Source organism: Paenibacillus sp. PL91 (assembly GCF_012935325.2).
Lineage (GTDB): Bacteria > Bacillota > Bacilli > Paenibacillales > Paenibacillaceae > Pristimantibacillus.
The window spans coordinates 484672-501814 of record NZ_JABBYG020000003.1 but is presented as its reverse complement, the minus strand read 5'-3'; the positions used below and the strand labels follow the sequence as shown (position 1 = coordinate 501814).

Here is a 17143-nt window from a genome sequence, read left to right as displayed (position 1 = left end):
CGACATATTCTATCCGAAGGCTCGGGTATAATGATGTTATTATTCCTTTCATTATCATTACACGATGAGGAGTCGGTCGTATGTTGAGAGATGAAATAGAAATGTCGATCGAGGATGATGCACAACATTCGCAGGTCACCACCCTTGAAATAAATGAAATACTCGATCAACTCGGCATTCCTCAGGAAAGGTGGATTTCAAAAAAGGATGTCAACGTAACAATCGCTCAGCTCTAATAAAAGCGATAAAGCGTTTGGTTTCATCCGGAGTCAGAGTCCGTCCGTCTATGCTTAAATGATAGGTTTTTAATAGCTCTTCGTCTGAAAGCTCGAGATGGTCGACAAAGGCGCGAACATCATCGGCTAATGTTTGTTGAGGGATTGAAGTCCGACCTACCAAGAAGTCGACTGTGACCTGAAACAGATCCGCGAACTTCGATAATGTTTCGGTGTCAGGCTCTCTTCGATTTTTCTCATAATGCGATAAAGCCGCTCGTGAAATGCCAAGCGCAGTGGCGGTTTGCAATTGCGTCCACCTCCGCCCGTCCCTCAATTCTGCAAGCCGATTGCCGATGCTCATCGAACTCCTCCTGTCTTAGAAAGGCTGCTCATTCTATATTAATACGGAAACGCAGCAATTGCATTCATTTGCTGCAAATTATAAGCGAACTTTAAACAGTTTTGTTATTAGGTATGATGGAGGAATTAAGTATGGCGACGAATTCAAATGATCTCTCGCGCGCCCACATCAGGCTTCGCTTCACAGATGGCGTTAAAGCAGAGCTTAGACTCATAAGCAAAGATGGGCAGATGCTCACACCCTCGACGACTACGGTACTGCTGCTTAACTTAAGCCCAAACGGCCTATGTTTCTTATCCGGCCTGCAGCTGCCGATTCAGCATAACTATTCCGTAGAGCTTCGAATGACGATTTCCAATGTACAAATCAATGTGCGCGGCCGAATAGTATGGAATTCGAAGACTGATAATCAGTTTGCACATGGCGTCCTATTTGAATGCTCGAATACACTCCGTTCTTTAATTATTGGCGTAATGAATCAAGAAATACTGGAAAGTCAGCCGCAGCAGAAAAAAATACATTATTTATATAGCAGACTATTAAATACGAAGCGCATGCATTACAGCGGCTAGCTTGTTTAAGCATCTGTAATTTGGTTAGCGTTTGATTGAAGGGGGACAAGCTTTGAAGATCATAGTGTTATCAGGCGGATCTGGAAAGAGATTATGGCCCTTAGCTAATAGCAAGCGTGCGAAGCAGTATTTGCCGGTGCTCGAAGGCCCGCAAGGCAGCATGGAATCCATGCTGCAGCGTTTGTGGCGCCAGCTTGACGAGGCAGATTTACAGGAGCATGCCCGTATTGCAACCTGCCGCGAGCAGGTCGAGCTTTTGCAAAGACAAGTGGGTACAGAAGCACCGCTTATTATTGAACCTGAGCAACGAGACACCTTTCCGGCAGTGGCACTCTCTGCCGCTTATTTGTATTCCATCGCTGGTGTATCTTTAAGTGAAACAGTCATTATAATGCCCGTAGACGCATATGTTGATAGTGATTTCTTTTCATGCATAAGAGGGCTTCCTAAGCTCTCAAGGGAAAGCAGATCTGAGCTGCTGATGATTGGGACAAGGCCTAGCTTTCCATCCGAGCAATACGGATACATCGTACCTGAGTTAGGCCGCTATCGGGATGATGAGGGCATATGCGAGAGTAAGGTGCTAACATTTAAGGAAAAGCCTTATGAGGCAGAAGCGAAAAAGCTTATTGCGGACGGGGCATTTTGGAATAGCGGCATCTATGCCTTTTCGCTTGATTTTATAATTGCGATGCTTGTGAATCGTGGACTGCCTATTCATTACGATGAGCTCTATAAGCAGTATTTTAAAATCCCGCGTGCAAGCCTTGAAACCGAGGTTACACAAAAAACATATTCTCGATCTGTAGTAGGCTATGAAGGCGTTTGGAAGGATTTGGGCACCTGGAAAACATTATCGGAGGAAATTTCGTTTGATCGACTAGGTAGGGGTGAAGTGTCAGAGGATAGCGAGCAATCTCAGCTTATAAATGAACTGGACATTCCAATCTCAATTATTGGCTTAAAAAATGTGATTGTGGCCGCAAGTCCCGATGGAATTCTCGTAACAAGTAAAAATGCAGATTCCATTCTGAATGCAAAGCTCCAGTCAATGAATGAACGTCCCAAGTATGAAGAGAGGCGCTGGGGGCATTCGAGGATCATTGATACAGCAGTAATGGCATCAGGTTTACATAGCGTGACGAAACGGAGCTTTGTTGCTGCAGGGCAGAACATCAGCTATCACATGCATTTTAGACGAAAAGAGGTGTGGACGATTTTAGCTGGAGAAGGGCTGATTGTCATCGATGAGCAGTACCGCAAAGTTGGGCCAGGCGATACAATAGTCATCCCAGAGCGCTGTAGGCATAGCCTGCGTGCAAGTACGGATATCGATCTCATTGAAGTGCAGACAGGCCAGCAAATACATGAAGATGATGTCATTAAGCTAGGCGTAACATGGGATGAGATTACTAGCCAATTAAATTTGGCGTAGGAGAATAGCGTATGATGCTTCGGAATGAGCTGACTGTCATTATTGCGAAGGTCGTTGAAAAGCGAGGCTCTATTGATGTCACATGCTACGGCAACGATATGTTTCCATTTTTACGAGATGGGAATGTAACGACTTTCGTACGTGTACGCGAAGAGGAGCTGCAGATCGGCGATGTGTGCTTGTTTGAAAGTAACGAAGGACAACTGTTGCTTTATCGAATGATTGAGATTATATATGACCAGCAGTCAGCAAGCTATACTTTCCGAGGCGATACATGCGATGTACCTGAGCGGCCAGTAGCCTACTCCAACATTATAGGGAAATTGAAAGCTGTTCACCGTGATGGAAAAGTGCTTTATGTCAGTCATTGGAGCTCGCGGCTTCTCGAGACTGCCGTGCTTCAAATTCCGTTTTGGCCTAAAGTTTCTAGATGGATTGCAAATCGACGTTATGATCGAACATCCGCCATTTAACGCATCATGCACCCGTTAGGAAGAGGTTGATACAGTCATTACGAAAGAGAGAGGGAGCGATCTATCGGATGATATGTTCAAAGGACCGTTTTTATTGTGTTAGTTGCGGAGAGATGGTAGCAAATCCTGAGGCAGATATATTGTTTCGGACAGGATTTTTCCGAGTGGTACATCCAATGGGTTATTGCTTAACATGCAGCGTGGAGCAGGATAAGCTGGATGCTATAGTAGGATCGCCGGGTAAGACCAGTAACTATGACTATAAAATGTTCCTTCGTGCAGATGCGAAAGTTGCCGAACATGTTATACAGCCCTATCGAGTGAATGATGATGAGAGCCTCTGCCCTACAGTCTAACTGTAGAGCGGGGCTCTTTTTTTGCAAACTACCAATTGCTTCCTAAATCGATTATAATGGATGAGATTTGGATCTTTTTGAAGAGGAGCTACGAGATGGAGCAGCCTATTGTTAGATTGCAAAATGTAACTAAAAAAATCGGTAAAAGAACGATTATTGACCGGTTGACGCTTGATTTGCCTCTTGGTGAAGTATTCGGTTTCCTTGGCCCTAACGGATCGGGCAAAACGACCACCATTCGCATGATGGTTGGCTTAATGTCATTGACTGAGGGCGAAATAACGATTAGTGGACATAGCATCACGAAAAACTTCGAGAAGGCGATTCGCCATGTTGGAGCGATTGTTGAGAATCCCGAGATGTACAAATATTTGAGCGGGTATGATAATTTAATCCATTATGCGCGCATGATTCCAGGCATTACAGAGCATCGTGTCAATGAGGTCGTGAAGCTTGTAGGCCTTGAAGGGCGAATTCGCGACAAGGTAAAAACCTATTCGCTTGGCATGCGGCAGCGTCTGGGCGTTGCGCAGGCCATCTTACATAAACCGCAGCTTCTTATTTTGGATGAGCCTACTAATGGTCTCGACCCTGCAGGCATACGCGAGCTGCGTGATTACTTGCGTCTGCTCTCCAAGGAGGAAGGCATTGCCGTATTCGTATCGAGCCATTTGTTGTCCGAAATGGAGCTGATGTGCGACCGCGTCGCCATTATCCAAAACGGCAAGCTGATCGACGTCAGAACGATACGCGGCGAGCATGCAGCCAAAATAAATACGCGCGTTGTCATCGAGGTCGATCGTCCTCAGAGTGCCATTGAGGTTATTCAAGCTGCCGGATTTGCAGGGGAACTTGAGGGCGAGAATACACTCGCTATCGAGGCGGACAAGGAAAGCACAGCTGCAATTAATGCTTCGCTAGTATCAGCGGGCATTAAAGTATACGGCATACGCGCACAAGTCAAAACGCTTGAAGATCAATTTTTGGAAGTAACGGGAGGGGAACGCATTGGGTAATTTCTTGCCGCTTATTCAAAATGAAAATATGAAAATATACAGTCGTCCCCGCACATGGGTAATGGCAGCCATTTTGGTGCTTCTAGTATTAACGATATCTATTTTATGGCTAGTTTTTGGCGGCAGGGACACATCGATGTGGGATGTCGTATTTTTAGAGTCTTCGATTTTGTTTTTGCTTGTAACGATATTTACGGTAGTTATCGCTGCCGGCGGGGTTGCGGAGGAGTTTACGAGCGGTACGATTAAGCTGCTGCTAATCCGTCCATGGTCGCGGTCGAAAATATTGCTTTCCAAATATATTTCGATCATGCAATTCGCTATTTTGCTCGCTATTTTATTGTTCGCAAGCACATTGCTGGTGAATTGGATTTGCTTTGGCATCAACGCATCGCCTGATGTGAGTTCAACCTTCGTAGGAGAAGAAGGATCTAATCCAGTTGCATATATGCTGAAGTATTATGGCTTAACGTTAATCTCGCTCGTCGTGACGGTTACGCTTGCTTTCATGCTCTCGACCGTGTTCCGCAGCAGCGGGCTTGCAATTGGTATGGCTCTGTTTCTTCTGCTTGGGGTTAACAGCTTTATTGGCTTGATTGCAATGCTCGATTACAAATGGATCGATTATTTGTTGTTTGTCCATTTGAACCTTACGCAATATTTAGAAGGCAACCCGATGCGTGAAGGCATGACCTTAGGCTATTCGCTTGGCGTGCTGGGTGTCTATTATGTTATATTCCTTGCATTGACCTGGTATATATTCAATAAACGAGACGTTGCAACCTAAGCTTCAATTTTAGCAAAAAGCCGTTCCTGCTGTTTCTTCCTCTGAAGGGAGACAGTAGACGAACGGCTTTTTATTTTTGCTGATTATCCGGCTTGTCTTGATTTTTCCTTAGTCTCTTTGGCATGATGATGAGTTGTATCGGATTCCGGAAGCGCACGATTTTTCGCATCCGCAGCCGAATCCATGTGGCACATGCCGTTAAGTCTGCCTCCATCTTGGATGATGACTGTACTAGCCGTAATGGTGCCGGTTAAATGACCGGAAGGGGTAATGATGAGCCGTCCCTTCGTAACGATATCGCCGTAAACTTTTCCAGCTATCGTAATATCTCTTGCTGTTATATTTGATCTTGCAATGCCGCACTCCCCAATGATGACATCAGCCTTGCATTCAATATCGCCACGGTATTCGCCTTCGATGCGAAGACTTGCCTCACAGTTCATTTTGCCCTCACTCAGCGTGCCTTGACCAATCAGCGTATCGGTTGATACGGGCCGTTTGTGGTCTTTAAACATAAATGCTAGTCCTCCTTTATGAGTGCCAGAAATTTAATTGGATTGACGGGCTCATTTTTTTGCATGATCTGAAAATGCAAATGCGGACCCGTGCTTCTGCCGCTTGAGCCCAATAAGCCGATTTTCTCGCCACGGACGACATCGTCACCTTTACTCGCTTCGACCTCCTTTAAGTGCATATAGGCACTCTGTAAGCCTCCTAGATGGTCGATAACGATGTAATGGCCGAGAGAGCTATTGTACCCTATTTCGGATACAGTGCCGTCTGCTGCGCTAAGTATGGGGTCGTCAAGCTTGCCTGTTATGTCAATGCCTGCATGGAACGTAGAACGCCCGGTGAAAGGATCGCTGCGATAACCAAAACCGGATGTAAGCAGCTTTGAGCGTGTCGGCCAGGAGGAAGGGTAAGCATCTACAGTGGATCTGGTAGTTTGTGCCAATTCAAGCGTTAACCCAAGTGTTTCCTCCATCGTATCGACCATCCTGCCGAGTGAAGTGAGATCATAGCTGGTGTTTTGTGCGAGTAAAGCAAAGCTTTTTGAGTCTTCTAGACTAGTGGAGTGAGCGCTGGAAATGTTGGTCAAAATAGGCTGCGTCCGTGAGGTCGACCCTTTTGCTTCTCTTTGCTTCAGGTAGGAAGATGGGGCTGCTTTGTTTCCATAGTTATCAATAAATTGCTTAAGCTTAAGCTCAAGCTGCTGCAATTCATCGATCTTCGCTTTCATTTCAAGGCTTTGGCGCGATAGACCGAGTATTTCATGCTGCAAAGAGGTGATGGCTCTGTCTTTATCGGTTACGGTTTGAGCAAACTGAGCATCCTGCTTCGACAATTGTTCCTCCAAATGATGCAGCTCATAGGCTGATTTCATTTGGAGGCCACCAATGCAGCCCGTAACCGCTAGAACCGCTGCCGTAGGCACGGCAAAGACAGATCGCTTCGATACGTGAAATTGCTTTACGGTTTTATCCGCGCCGCGCATCACGACAAAGGACCATTTTGGATTCCTCGCTCGTTTCAATAGCCTACTCCTTCCGGCTGAGCTCATGCATGTTCGATCAGAACGTCCTATTGCTATTTATTCTTGGAAGCTTTAAAACATGCCATAAAACTTGCGCGGAAATAAGAAAAGACTGCCCGCCATGCACATTTCGTGCGGGCGGACAGTCTTAGGAATACTAGTAAGATTAATGGTAACCTCTATTTAACGGCTGCAAGCTCTACCTGTGCAATAGCTTGCTCAATAGCTGGCGTAATGGCAAAGGAGCGCCCCTGCTGCTGTTCAGCCGGTAAGGCGGCAAGCTGACCGATCCTTCGATTTATTTCATTGGAGAGGTCGGCTACACGCTGCGCGTATTGTTTTGCTTTATCTTCGTTTTTCTCGGAGAAAGCTGTCTGGTTTGCTTTTACATAAGAGATGATCGCAGCTTCATATAAATTGATGTCCCAAGGGAACTTGGTGACACCCTCGTCAAGTATAGCAAGTGATTCCTCGAATAGTCCCTTCTGTTGAAGAAGACGATATTGCGCAAGAAGAAGACCGCGGTTATATGGATCAGAATCTCTACCTTGCTTGACCGTGTTTAAAGCTTTATCTAGATAGGATTGATCTGACGTTTGTTTATAAGCCTGTTCCATCCAATCTGCCATCGTTAACGAGAAAGTCGAATGCTTAGGCGATGCATCGATGGCTTCATTCAAAAGAGGCACCATCTCGTCCAAAGGCGTTTGCTGCTGAATGGCTAGCGAATAAACATGATTGTATTTATGAACGGCGCTGTTTTCCCGAATGGCAACGACGATCAGGAATAGTGACAATAGAGCGAGAATCGCTGGGTAAGCGGCCTTTTGCCAAGGACGTACCGTCTTTTCTTTGAGGCGTTCAATCACAAGCTTGCTGCTATAAGGAGCTAGCATGCAGCCCAGTGAAATAAATAAGAGTGCACTGATGAACAGATAACTCATATCAAAATCAATCGCGCTGTGGATAAGCAGCGTTAACGAAAGAATAAAAAAGATGAAATGACTTCCACGCAGCTCTGGATATCGGATGAAGGAACGGATATATAAGCTGTAAACAAAAACGAGCAGAGCGAGTAGGGCGATTAAACCAATCCAGCCGGTTTCCACAAGCGTCTGAACAAAGAAGCTATGCGCTTGTCTGCTCCAATAAGGATTGTTCTGATATTGCTCATACATCGCTTGCCAAGCACCGCCGCCTCCGCCGAGAAGCGGATAATCCTGAGCTACATGAAGACCATCCTTGTAGAAGGTCAAGCGCTCTAGTACGCTATGCTGCTGTAAATTAATATTTTCAAAGCGAGCCGCAATTTTATCCGGAAGCATGCCGCGGATCGCACTGCTGCCTAATAGGCTGGCAACGGCAACGGCTGCGAGGATGATTGCGACGACGGGTACAGCCGCGAATGACCATTTTTTTGTAGATAGATTCCCTAGCTTTGCTTCAAGGAAGGCATTAACTTTGGCATGGTAAAGCAAGACCAAGCCGGCAGTAATGGCCATTCCTAGCAGCAGTAGTCCCCAGTTTTGCAGCGGCAAAGAGTTGAACAACGAAATTGGGCTTTGCGCTTTCGTTTCGGTCGGCTGCACGAGTGCGGCAATGGCATCGGCATTCGTCGTAAGCTTGCCTAATATAGCCATTGAGACGACAACAGACAAAGCCATAAATACGATGTACGCGATTTGTTTCGTCAGGCGTAAAAACGGCAGTAGGATCAGTACCATAACGGGTATAACTACGATAGCGCCCCGCGAATAGGTAAACATAAACGAAATCCAAATCGGTACAAGCATAGCTGCATGAATGAGCCGCGCAGAAGGACGTATGCAGTGTACAGCATAGTAGAGGCTAATTAGAAACAATGCGGCTAAGAAGCCGGCATAAGTGTTTGAATATTGAAAAACGGATGACAGACGGTAGCCGTCATGCGCGAGCCATAGCGCATCTCTATAGTACATTTGGCCGAACAGATTCAATAAGCCAAAGATGACGACTAAATAGGACGAGAGCATAAGGGCATATTCGATCGTTTTGCGTGAAAGCTTGGTGTCTGCAAAATAGAGTCCGCTAATAAAGAGAGCAGCTAGCAAAAAATAAACGAGAGTCATGAACTTTGCATAATAGCTCGATACGGCTTGGAAAGAAGATAACCAATAAATGAGCGGAAGCGCCATGACAGCAATCGACAAAATACCGCGGTAACTGCTCAGCAGCGTGCTGCGGAACATGTAGGCAGCTGTTACGATCAGTACAACGTATCCAAAGATGGCCGCACCATAGATTGCAGACTCGAAGCCTATCTCATAGCCGTTGAACAATCCTCGATTATAAGGGAAAATGATAAGAAACAGGGCAATTCCAATCGTGCCAATCCACCTCAAAAGCGATAAATCAGCGGATATCGTCTGCGTACTGCTTTTTGAATTGTTTCGTGCGCTCATTCGTAAGTACTCCTCATCCATAGTTATGTATATATGAAACTGTTATTGCTACATTAAGTATTTTAACAAATGGGGGAGTAGATTACTATAATAGAAAGGTTAAAAATGTATGGCGTTTACAAATTTGTAGGGAATGGGGTATTGTTGGTTATTGACAAGTTAAGTCTTGATTCTACAAAAATTTCGTTTTTGGAAATGGAATTAGGTATGAATATGGGAGGAACTTTGGTAGAATAGCTAGGATGAATAAGACAAATTTACTAAGCAATACGTCATGCAATGCAACATTTCTGATGGGGATAAAGTTTAAATATTGAAATTGTTAAAAACAGATTCGTTTCTGTCATAGATAATAACAATGAAATTCGCGGTGGTGGTCAGTATTAAAAGGCTAGTTTCAAGAGCATTGTATAAAGCAGCAATACCGACTAAAAAAATTGCAGCTTTATTTGTGCCAGCACATAAAATGCAGCAAATTAAGAGAAAATTGCTGAAGTCAGCCTTTCCAATCGAACAGAAAAGCAAATCAACTAAACTTCAAATAGAGGGAAAAGGAATAAACTTAGTTGGGTACGCTAGAGCGGAAATGGGAATAGGGGAATCATGTCGAATAGCTGCTAAATCACTGACAGCTGGTGATTTACCTTTTGGTATTCTAAATTTTAAGGGAACTAATAGTGCTAGAATGTCAGATACCTCCTGGATGCACAAGGAAATCGAAAGCCCTCTTTATGATGTAAACGTATTTCATATTAATGCTGAGCAGATGATGGAAATATATGCTCATTATGGAAACAGGATTTTCAATAATCGTTACAATATCGGATATTGGCACTGGGAATTGCCCGACTTTCCTGATCGATGGAAGGAAAGTTTCAGTTTAGTCGACGAAGTGTGGGCTCCATCGACATTTGTTGCTGAAGCTTTATCTCTCAAGAGCCCTGTTCCCGTAATTAGAATTCCTCATTCGATTGAAGTTAAAATCGAGCAAATCAGAACAAGAAAATATTTTAATCTTCCTGATCATAAATTCTTATTTTTAACGATGTACGATGTGAAAAGCTATCAGGAACGTAAAAATCCACAAGCATCAGTTGAAGCATTTAAAAAAGCTTTTAGTAAAGATGATGACAATGTAGGTTTAGTTCTTAAAGTAAATATTAGCAGTCCTGAGTCTAAAGAAATGCAAATGCTTCAAGAGTTAATCGGAGAATATAAAAATATTTATTTAATTAAAGAGGTACTATCAAGAAATGATATTAATGCATTGATTAACATTTCAGATAGCTTCATTTCCCTTCATAGAAGTGAAGGCTTTGGACTTGGTTTAGCGGAAGCAATGTACTTGAGAAAGCCTGTAATAGGTACTAATTGGTCTTCCAATACAGATTTTATGAATCAGAGTAATTCTTGTCCGGTTAATTTTGAACTAGTAAGTCTAGGATACACATATGGTCCATATGAAGCTTATCAATACTGGGCAGAGCCTGACGTTAGTCATGCTAGCGACTATATGAAGAGACTATTTAACGATGAAAATTATCGCAATCAAATTGCTAAACAAGGCGAAATTACGATAAAAACCGATTTTTCTCCTGAGCGTGTAGGACAATTAATAAAGAAACGCTTGGAATATATAACTATGTGGAACAATGGAGGTTAATATGACAATTACTTGTGTGATTATGGCAGGAGGTAAAGGTGAAAGATTTTGGCCTAAGAGTCGAACTAACCTGCCAAAGCAGTTTTTAAATATATCTGGGAACAAGTCTATGATTCAGCAATCAATTGAAAGATTGGAATTACTAATTGATATTAACAAAATATTCATTGTTACAAATGAGCTTTACGCAGAACTTTTAAAAGCACAAATTCCTCATCTCCCTCATGAAAATATTATTATCGAACCCATAGGCAGAAATACGGCACCGTGTATTGGACTCGCTTCTTTAATTATTGAAGATCGTTATCCGGATAGTACAATGATTGTTATGCCATCCGATCATATTATTCAGAACGATAATGGATTTATTGAGATTCTTAAAACGGCTGTTGAAGTGGCAAACGATAATGGGAACTTAGTTACCTTAGGGATAGAACCGACATATCCAGAAACGGGTTATGGTTACATAGAAAGTACTGGTTTGAACAATCCAGTCAATAATGTCAGTGTATTTAAAGTAAATAAATTTGTTGAAAAACCTAATCTTGAGACAGCTCAAGATTATTTAGAGGCTGGAAATTTTTATTGGAATAGTGGAATTTTCATTTGGAAAACAAAAGTAATAAGAAAATATATACAAGAGCTTATGCCGGAAATGCATGATATTTTGGAAACGATGAAATTTGCTTTTGGGAAAGAGAATCAAAATGATATAATTGCAATGGAATTCGTCAAAATGCCTGATCAATCGATAGATTACGGCATAATGGAAAAGGCAGAGGATATTTTTGTTATTCCATGTTTATTTGGGTGGGATGATGTAGGTAGCTGGACTGCTTTGGAGAGAATTGATGATTTAGATGAAAATGGAAATGTTATTAAAGGGAATATATTAAATATCGATACGAAGCGTTGCATCATTGAAAGTAATGGTAAGTTGATTGCAACCTTAGGTATTGAGGATTTGATTATAGTAGATACAGAAGATGTTACGCTTATTTGTACAAAAGAAAAGGCACAAGAAGTAAAGCTATTGCTTAAGGAACTAAGAATGCAAAAGCTTGAACAATATTTATAAACATATATAAGGAGAATGACTCAAGATGACTAAAAAAGCGTTAATTACTGGTATTACTGGACAAGATGGATCCTATTTAGCAGAATTATTATTGGAAAAAGGATATAAAGTATTTGGACTACGAAGAAGAACGAGCGTTCCGATTCTAGAGAATATTAATCATATTAAAAATGAGATTGAGTTTATTGATGGGGATTTGTTGGATCAAGGTTCTTTGATTAATGCTGTCCGTATCGCTAATCCGGATGAAGTTTATAATCTAGCGGCACAATCTTTTGTCGGAACTTCATGGGATCAACCTGTACTTACAGGCCATGTAACAGGATTAGGAGTAACTAATATGCTTGAGGCAGTTCGTCTGACCAAGCCTGAGGCAAAATATTATCAAGCTTCAAGTAGTGAGATGTTCGGTAAAGTGGTTGAAACGCCTCAAGTGGAAACAACACCTTTTTATCCACGAAGCCCATATGGTGTTGCTAAGGTTTATGGACACTGGATTACTGTTAATTATAGAGAAAGCTTTGATATGTTTGCTTGCTCTGGTATTTTATTTAATCATGAATCTCCACGTCGCGGTGTTGAGTTTGTAACTCGCAAAGTAACAGATGCCGTTGCAAGGATTAAACTGGGCTTACAAACGGAGCTTCGAATGGGAAATCTAGATTCCAAGCGGGACTGGGGATTTGCAGGCGATTATGTTAAAGCTATGTGGTTGATGCTGCAGCAGGACAAAGCTGATGATTTCGTTATTTCTACCGGTGAAACACACACTGTTGAAGAGTTAGTTGAAATTGCTTTTAGTCATGCCGGTCTTAACTGGAGAGACTATGTTGTAATTGATCCTAAGTTTGTACGTCCAGCAGAAGTTGATTTATTACTAGGGGATTGTACAAAAGCGAAAAAACAGCTTGGATGGGAATTGGAAGTTTCATTTGATCAGCTTGTGAAAATGATGGTAGATAGTGATCTTGCTAAAGTACAACAAAGTTTACGGTAGAAGGCGGTATTAATTGATGAGAGCTTTGATTACAGGTATTACTGGATTTGTTGGGGGCTATTTGGCAGACTATTTGACTAGTTTGGGTTATGAGGTTTGGGGAGCGACTCGCATGTCATCTTTGGATCTTAATGACACCAGATTGAATTTAGTAACTATTGATTTCAATGATGAAGATTGTATTGTCGAAACGATTAACCAAATAAAGCCTGATCATATCTATCACCTTGCTGGTCAAAGCTCAGTCAAATTATCTTGGGAAGACATTCAAGGTACATTCGAAGCCAATGTGTCCAAAACGATAGCATTGTTGGAAGCGATAAGAAAAAGTAATGTAGCTAAATCGGTGAGAATATTGACTGTAGGATCGTCTGAGGAGTATGGAAAAGTTTCGGATTTTGAAAATCCAATTAATGAAGAGGAAACATTACATCCAATTAGTCCATATGGATTATCGAAAGCAACAGTATATATGCTTGCACAACAATATGCGCGTGCACATCAGTTGCATATTGTGCATGCAAGGCCATTTAATCATATTGGGCCTGGGCAGGCGTTAGGTTTTGTTACCTCCGATTTTGCGTATCAGATTGCACAAATTGAGAAGGGGATAGTTCCTCCGATAATAAACGTTGGAAATTTAGATGCACAGCGAGATTTTAGTGATGTAAGAGACATTGTGGTAGCCTACGAAAAGCTATTAAGTGATGGTAATAAAGGTGAAGTCTACAATGTTTGTTCTGGAAAGCCAATTGCTATAAAAGAAATATTAAAGAAATATGTTGAAGCGAGTATTTGTGATTCTATTGAAATTCAAGAAGATCCTTCTAGAATGAGGCCTTCTGATTTGCCCCTTTATATCGGTAATCCAGCTAAAATTATAAGATCGACTAATTGGGAGAACCAAATAGATCTTGATCAATCATTAATTAATATATTGAATTATTGGAGATCTGAAATTAATTCCTCTAAGGAGTCATAGATACATGTTTAGGAAGTTAAAAGAGATATACAACTATAGGCAAATGTTAGAGAGTCTAGTGCTGACGGATTTAAGGACAAGATACAAAGGATCATTTTTAGGGTTTTTCTGGACGCTTTTAAATCCATTGCTGATGCTACTGGTATATTCGATAGTATTTAAGTATGTGGTACGCATTGATATGGAAAATTACACCGCTTATTTATTTATAGGGCTAATATCTTGGTCTTTATTTAGTCAAGCAATAACTTCAGGAGCTGGAGTTATAGTAAGGAATGCTGGTTTAGTAAAAAAAATATATTTTCCTAAAGAAATTTTACCTCTCTCTATTATTTTAGGAGGAGTTATTAATTATTTATTTAGTTTACTAATATTATTTCCAATACTATTTATTCATAAAATAAATTTAGGTTGGCCGTTGTTAATGCTTCCGTTAGTTCTTTTTATTCATATGATGTTTACACTTGCTATGACTTTATTGATCTCGAGTCTCAATGTTTTCTTTCGTGATTTGGAACATATTATGGGTGTTGTTATTATGGCCTGGTTTTATTTAACGCCAATTGTTTTCACATCAAGTATGATTCCTGAAAAAATCGCATTTATATTTAATCTGAATCCATTAAAAGTTATTATCGAAAGTTTCCATAAGGTGTTTTTTTATAATGAAATGCCTGATTTTATTAGTCTTGGTGTTGTATTGTTATTTTCGGCTGTACTACTAAAAATCTCCTTCTTTGTTTTCGAAAAGTTAAGCCGTAATTTCGCTGAAGAAATATAAGGATGGTATTGATAATGGATGTTATAAAAGTGACTGATGTTACAAAATCTTTTAAAGTGTTCAAAGAGCGGAGTTCAACTTTAAAAGATAGAATTATTTTCCGAAGAAAAAATAAGTATGAAGCCTTTCTGGCATTAGATAATGTTTCTTTGACGATAAAAAAAGGTGAGACAGTTGGATTAATTGGTAGGAATGGTTCTGGTAAGAGTACATTACTGAAATTGTTGACAGGAATATTATATCCTGATAATGGTAGCATTAATATGACCGGAAAAGTATCAAGTTTACTTGAATTAGGTGCTGGCTTTCATCCTGATTTTACGGGAAGAGAAAATATTTTTATGAATGCTGCGATACTAGGTCTATCAAAAAAACAAATTAAAAGCAAGCTAAATGAGATAATTACGTTTTCTGAACTTCAAGAATATATTGAGAATCCCGTGCGAAGCTATTCTTCAGGTATGTATATGAGGCTAGCTTTTTCTGTTGCTATAATGGTTGAACCTGATATTTTGTTAATCGATGAGGTATTGGCAGTAGGTGATGCTGCTTTTCAACAAAAATGTATGGAGCAGTTAATGAAACTGAAAAGCAAAGGAACAACAATTGTATTTGTATCTCATGATCTTGGAGCTATGGAAAAGCTATGTGATAGAGTTGTTTGGATAAATAAAAGTAAGATTGTTGATGAGGGAAAACCAAGAAGAATGATTGATAAGTACTTAACTTACTTGGGTGAAGAGGAGAATAAAAGACTTATAAGGGAAGACGAAGATATTTCCAATAATCTTGAAGAGTTAAAAGTTGATGAAATTAAGGAAATTGAACTGACTCAAGATATTACTAACGAAACCACTTCATTAACCGAGCATGAAACAGTTGATAGGTGGGGAAATCGTAATATTGAAATAATTGAAGTAATGTTTACTGATGAAAATAACAATAAAAAAATTGGCTTTATGTCTGGCGATTTTATGAGGATTGTAATTAGATATAAGGTTAATCATAGTGTGAATAGTCCAGTGTTTGGATTAGGGATACATACTATAGATCACATTAATTGCTATGGTACAAATACCTATATAGATCAGTATCCTATAGGTAATTTAAATGCAAATGATAATGGGGAGATCTCATTTACTATTACTTCACTTGATCTTGTTGCTAATACTTATTTAGTCACAGCAGCGGTTCACGATATAAATGGAAATCAATATGATTATCATGATAAAAGATTCTCTTTTAAAGTTTCAAGTACTGTTAGCGATGTTGGTATCGCAAAATTGAATCATCATTGGATAAATGAGAATAGTAGGGAGGAATCTTGATGCCGGGTAAAATTACTCCTGGTTTTATTATGAACCAAATAAGAAATGGTGTACGAAAAAATGATAATAATCCAACATCCTCAAAGGAGGTTTTTGATACAAATACTGATTTCGGACATATATATAACACGGATCAAAGTTCCAAAGAAATAATGAACAATATCTCTAATAATTTTAAAAGACTAAATCATAGAGTAACTCCTAACATACCTGTTGCATTTCTAGAGCCACATCTAGTATCTAGATATAAGTGGTTAGGGAAAATAATTATCCCTTTACGAAAAATTGGTACGAGATTGTTTACTAAATGGTACGCTGATGTTTTTGTTAATCAACAAAAGCATTTAAATCATGATATTTGGTTTGGAATTAATGCATCTTTAGAAATAATTAATGATCAACAAAAACTGATTTACAACCTTCAAAAGCAAACTTATGATCAAAACCTTGAAATTCAAGAGCTTAACGAGAAATTTGAGCTTTTTGAAATTGAGTTTAAAAAAACTAAAACCTTGGATTTTGATTATTCGAAATTCGCTGAGAAATTTAGTGCGGATTCCAAAACGGTTCAAGATATCTATTCTCAATATATCCAGTACTTTGCCGATTGTGAAGATGTTCTTGATATTGGATGTGGTAAAGGTTACTTCTTAGAGTTACTGAAAGAAAATGGAATTAATGGATTTGGTATTGATTCTGATGCAGAACTAATTAATATCTGTTCATTAAAGGGGTTACGTGCTGAAACTAATGATGCTATTAATTATTTAAATAAAGCTGAAGATAATAGTTTAAGTGGAATATTTATGGGACATGTGATTGAGCATTTACCTGTAAACATGAAAATAGAATTTTTAAATTTATGTTTAACCAAATTAAAAAATAATGGAGTACTAGTACTAGAAACACCGAACGCTTCATCTGTGTATGTTATGCATAATCTTTATTATTTAGATCCTACACACGAAAAACCATTATTACCGGAAGCCTTGAAGCATCTAGCAGTCGTTACAGGATTTTCAGTTGTTAACTCATACTTAAGTGGACCTATAGATGAAAATATAGTTTCACCAATTCAATATTATAACTATTCACTAGTCTTAAAAAAACAATAGATATTA

At 40.1% G+C, this 17143-nt stretch carries 17 protein-coding genes; 13 read left to right on the top strand and 4 right to left on the bottom strand.

Annotation, left to right across the window (positions count from 1 at the left end; all coding sequences use genetic code 11):
* The first annotated feature begins 80 nt into the window (after nucleotides 1–80).
* On the top strand, nucleotides 81–236 hold the full coding sequence (locus HI950_RS11005) for a hypothetical protein (RefSeq protein WP_169083599.1): 156 nt from the start codon (nucleotides 81–83) through the stop codon (nucleotides 234–236).
* Here HI950_RS11005 and HI950_RS11000 read toward each other — a convergent pair.
* Nucleotides 211–579, bottom strand: a complete 369-nt coding sequence (locus HI950_RS11000; RefSeq protein ID WP_169083600.1) for a helix-turn-helix domain-containing protein — start codon at nucleotides 577–579, stop codon at nucleotides 211–213. The two genes, HI950_RS11005 and HI950_RS11000, sit on opposite strands and share 26 nt — an antisense overlap.
* Before the next feature lie 131 nt (nucleotides 580–710).
* Here HI950_RS11000 and HI950_RS10995 point away from each other — a divergent pair, with 131 nt between their 5' ends.
* The 5 genes from HI950_RS10995 (at nucleotide 711) to HI950_RS10975 (ending at nucleotide 5218) form a co-directional block, all read left to right on the top strand.
* Nucleotides 711–1151, top strand: coding sequence for a PilZ domain-containing protein (locus HI950_RS10995; RefSeq protein WP_169083601.1), 441 nt, complete (start codon nucleotides 711–713; stop codon nucleotides 1149–1151).
* Nucleotides 1152–1203: 52 nt separating this feature from the next.
* Complete coding sequence (locus tag HI950_RS10990; protein WP_169083602.1) at nucleotides 1204–2586, top strand: sugar phosphate nucleotidyltransferase; 1383 nt, start codon at nucleotides 1204–1206, stop codon at nucleotides 2584–2586.
* A gap of 11 nt (nucleotides 2587–2597) precedes the next feature.
* Nucleotides 2598–3059, top strand: a complete 462-nt coding sequence (locus tag HI950_RS10985; protein ID WP_169083603.1) for a S24/S26 family peptidase — start codon at nucleotides 2598–2600, stop codon at nucleotides 3057–3059.
* Between the two features lie 451 nt (nucleotides 3060–3510).
* Nucleotides 3511–4431, top strand: a complete 921-nt coding sequence (locus tag HI950_RS10980; RefSeq protein WP_169083604.1) for an ABC transporter ATP-binding protein — start codon at nucleotides 3511–3513, stop codon at nucleotides 4429–4431.
* Nucleotides 4424–5218, top strand: a complete 795-nt coding sequence (locus HI950_RS10975; protein WP_169083605.1) for an ABC transporter permease — start codon at nucleotides 4424–4426, stop codon at nucleotides 5216–5218. The genes HI950_RS10980 and HI950_RS10975 overlap by 8 nt, the downstream gene beginning before the upstream one ends.
* 83 nt (nucleotides 5219–5301) lie before the next feature.
* On the opposite strand, the gene HI950_RS10970 is transcribed toward HI950_RS10975, so the two are convergent.
* From HI950_RS10970 to HI950_RS10960, 3 genes are all read right to left on the bottom strand, one after another.
* Nucleotides 5302–5733, bottom strand: coding sequence for a bactofilin family protein (locus HI950_RS10970; RefSeq protein WP_169083606.1), 432 nt, complete (start codon nucleotides 5731–5733; stop codon nucleotides 5302–5304).
* A gap of 5 nt (nucleotides 5734–5738) precedes the next feature.
* Complete coding sequence (locus HI950_RS10965) at nucleotides 5739–6752, bottom strand: M23 family metallopeptidase (protein ID WP_169083607.1); 1014 nt, start codon at nucleotides 6750–6752, stop codon at nucleotides 5739–5741.
* Between the two features lie 179 nt (nucleotides 6753–6931).
* Nucleotides 6932–9193: an O-antigen ligase family protein gene (locus tag HI950_RS10960; RefSeq protein WP_169083608.1), complete on the bottom strand. Its 2262-nt coding sequence runs from the start codon at nucleotides 9191–9193 to the stop codon at nucleotides 6932–6934.
* Nucleotides 9194–9551: 358 nt separating this feature from the next.
* Between HI950_RS10960 and HI950_RS10955 the strand changes: the two genes are divergently transcribed.
* From HI950_RS10955 to HI950_RS10925, 7 genes are read left to right on the top strand one after another with little or no spacing between them, the layout of a single operon-like run.
* On the top strand, nucleotides 9552–10856 hold the full coding sequence (locus HI950_RS10955; RefSeq protein WP_169083609.1) for a glycosyltransferase family 4 protein: 1305 nt from the start codon (nucleotides 9552–9554) through the stop codon (nucleotides 10854–10856).
* A 1-nt stretch (nucleotide 10857) separates the two neighbouring features.
* Nucleotides 10858–11934 carry a mannose-1-phosphate guanylyltransferase gene (locus HI950_RS10950; RefSeq protein ID WP_169083610.1) on the top strand — a complete coding sequence of 359 codons (1077 nt, stop codon included), beginning with the start codon at nucleotides 10858–10860 and terminating at the stop codon, nucleotides 11932–11934.
* A 25-nt stretch (nucleotides 11935–11959) separates the two neighbouring features.
* Complete coding sequence (gene gmd, locus HI950_RS10945) at nucleotides 11960–12931, top strand: GDP-mannose 4,6-dehydratase (RefSeq protein ID WP_169083611.1); 972 nt, start codon at nucleotides 11960–11962, stop codon at nucleotides 12929–12931.
* A 16-nt stretch (nucleotides 12932–12947) separates the two neighbouring features.
* Nucleotides 12948–13913 carry a GDP-mannose 4,6-dehydratase gene (locus tag HI950_RS10940; RefSeq protein ID WP_169083612.1) on the top strand — a complete coding sequence of 322 codons (966 nt, stop codon included), beginning with the start codon at nucleotides 12948–12950 and terminating at the stop codon, nucleotides 13911–13913.
* Between the two features lie 4 nt (nucleotides 13914–13917).
* The gene (locus HI950_RS10935; protein WP_169083613.1) at nucleotides 13918–14694 is read left to right on the top strand and encodes an ABC transporter permease; all 777 of its coding nucleotides are present in this window, start codon (nucleotides 13918–13920) and stop codon (nucleotides 14692–14694) included.
* A gap of 14 nt (nucleotides 14695–14708) precedes the next feature.
* Nucleotides 14709–16022 carry an ABC transporter ATP-binding protein gene (locus HI950_RS10930; RefSeq protein ID WP_169083614.1) on the top strand — a complete coding sequence of 438 codons (1314 nt, stop codon included), beginning with the start codon at nucleotides 14709–14711 and terminating at the stop codon, nucleotides 16020–16022.
* The gene (locus tag HI950_RS10925; RefSeq protein ID WP_169083615.1) at nucleotides 16022–17137 is read left to right on the top strand and encodes a class I SAM-dependent methyltransferase; all 1116 of its coding nucleotides are present in this window, start codon (nucleotides 16022–16024) and stop codon (nucleotides 17135–17137) included. Before HI950_RS10930 ends, HI950_RS10925 begins: the two co-directional genes overlap by 1 nt.
* Nucleotides 17138–17143: the final 6 nt, after the last annotated feature.

What these genes read in the sequence shown, in the direction of transcription:
- HI950_RS10995 (WP_169083601.1), top strand. Translation starts at nt 711, where the DNA reads ATGGCGACGAATTCAAATGATCTCTCGCGCGCCCACATCAGGCTTCGC.
- HI950_RS10925 (WP_169083615.1), top strand. Translation starts at nt 16,022, where the DNA reads ATGCCGGGTAAAATTACTCCTGGTTTTATTATGAACCAAATAAGAAAT.
- HI950_RS10955 (WP_169083609.1), top strand. Translation starts at nt 9,552, where the DNA reads ATGAAATTCGCGGTGGTGGTCAGTATTAAAAGGCTAGTTTCAAGAGCA.
- HI950_RS10980 (WP_169083604.1), top strand. Translation starts at nt 3,511, where the DNA reads ATGGAGCAGCCTATTGTTAGATTGCAAAATGTAACTAAAAAAATCGGT.
- HI950_RS11005 (WP_169083599.1), top strand. Translation starts at nt 81, where the DNA reads ATGTTGAGAGATGAAATAGAAATGTCGATCGAGGATGATGCACAACAT.
- HI950_RS10960 (WP_169083608.1), bottom strand. Translation starts at nt 9,193, where the DNA reads ATGAGCGCACGAAACAATTCAAAAAGCAGTACGCAGACGATATCCGCT.
- HI950_RS10940 (WP_169083612.1), top strand. Translation starts at nt 12,948, where the DNA reads ATGAGAGCTTTGATTACAGGTATTACTGGATTTGTTGGGGGCTATTTG.
- HI950_RS11000 (WP_169083600.1), bottom strand. Translation starts at nt 579, where the DNA reads ATGAGCATCGGCAATCGGCTTGCAGAATTGAGGGACGGGCGGAGGTGG.
- HI950_RS10950 (WP_169083610.1), top strand. Translation starts at nt 10,858, where the DNA reads ATGACAATTACTTGTGTGATTATGGCAGGAGGTAAAGGTGAAAGATTT.
- gmd (WP_169083611.1), top strand. Translation starts at nt 11,960, where the DNA reads ATGACTAAAAAAGCGTTAATTACTGGTATTACTGGACAAGATGGATCC.
- HI950_RS10970 (WP_169083606.1), bottom strand. Translation starts at nt 5,733, where the DNA reads ATGTTTAAAGACCACAAACGGCCCGTATCAACCGATACGCTGATTGGT.
- HI950_RS10985 (WP_169083603.1), top strand. Translation starts at nt 2,598, where the DNA reads ATGATGCTTCGGAATGAGCTGACTGTCATTATTGCGAAGGTCGTTGAA.
- HI950_RS10935 (WP_169083613.1), top strand. Translation starts at nt 13,918, where the DNA reads ATGTTTAGGAAGTTAAAAGAGATATACAACTATAGGCAAATGTTAGAG.
- HI950_RS10930 (WP_169083614.1), top strand. Translation starts at nt 14,709, where the DNA reads ATGGATGTTATAAAAGTGACTGATGTTACAAAATCTTTTAAAGTGTTC.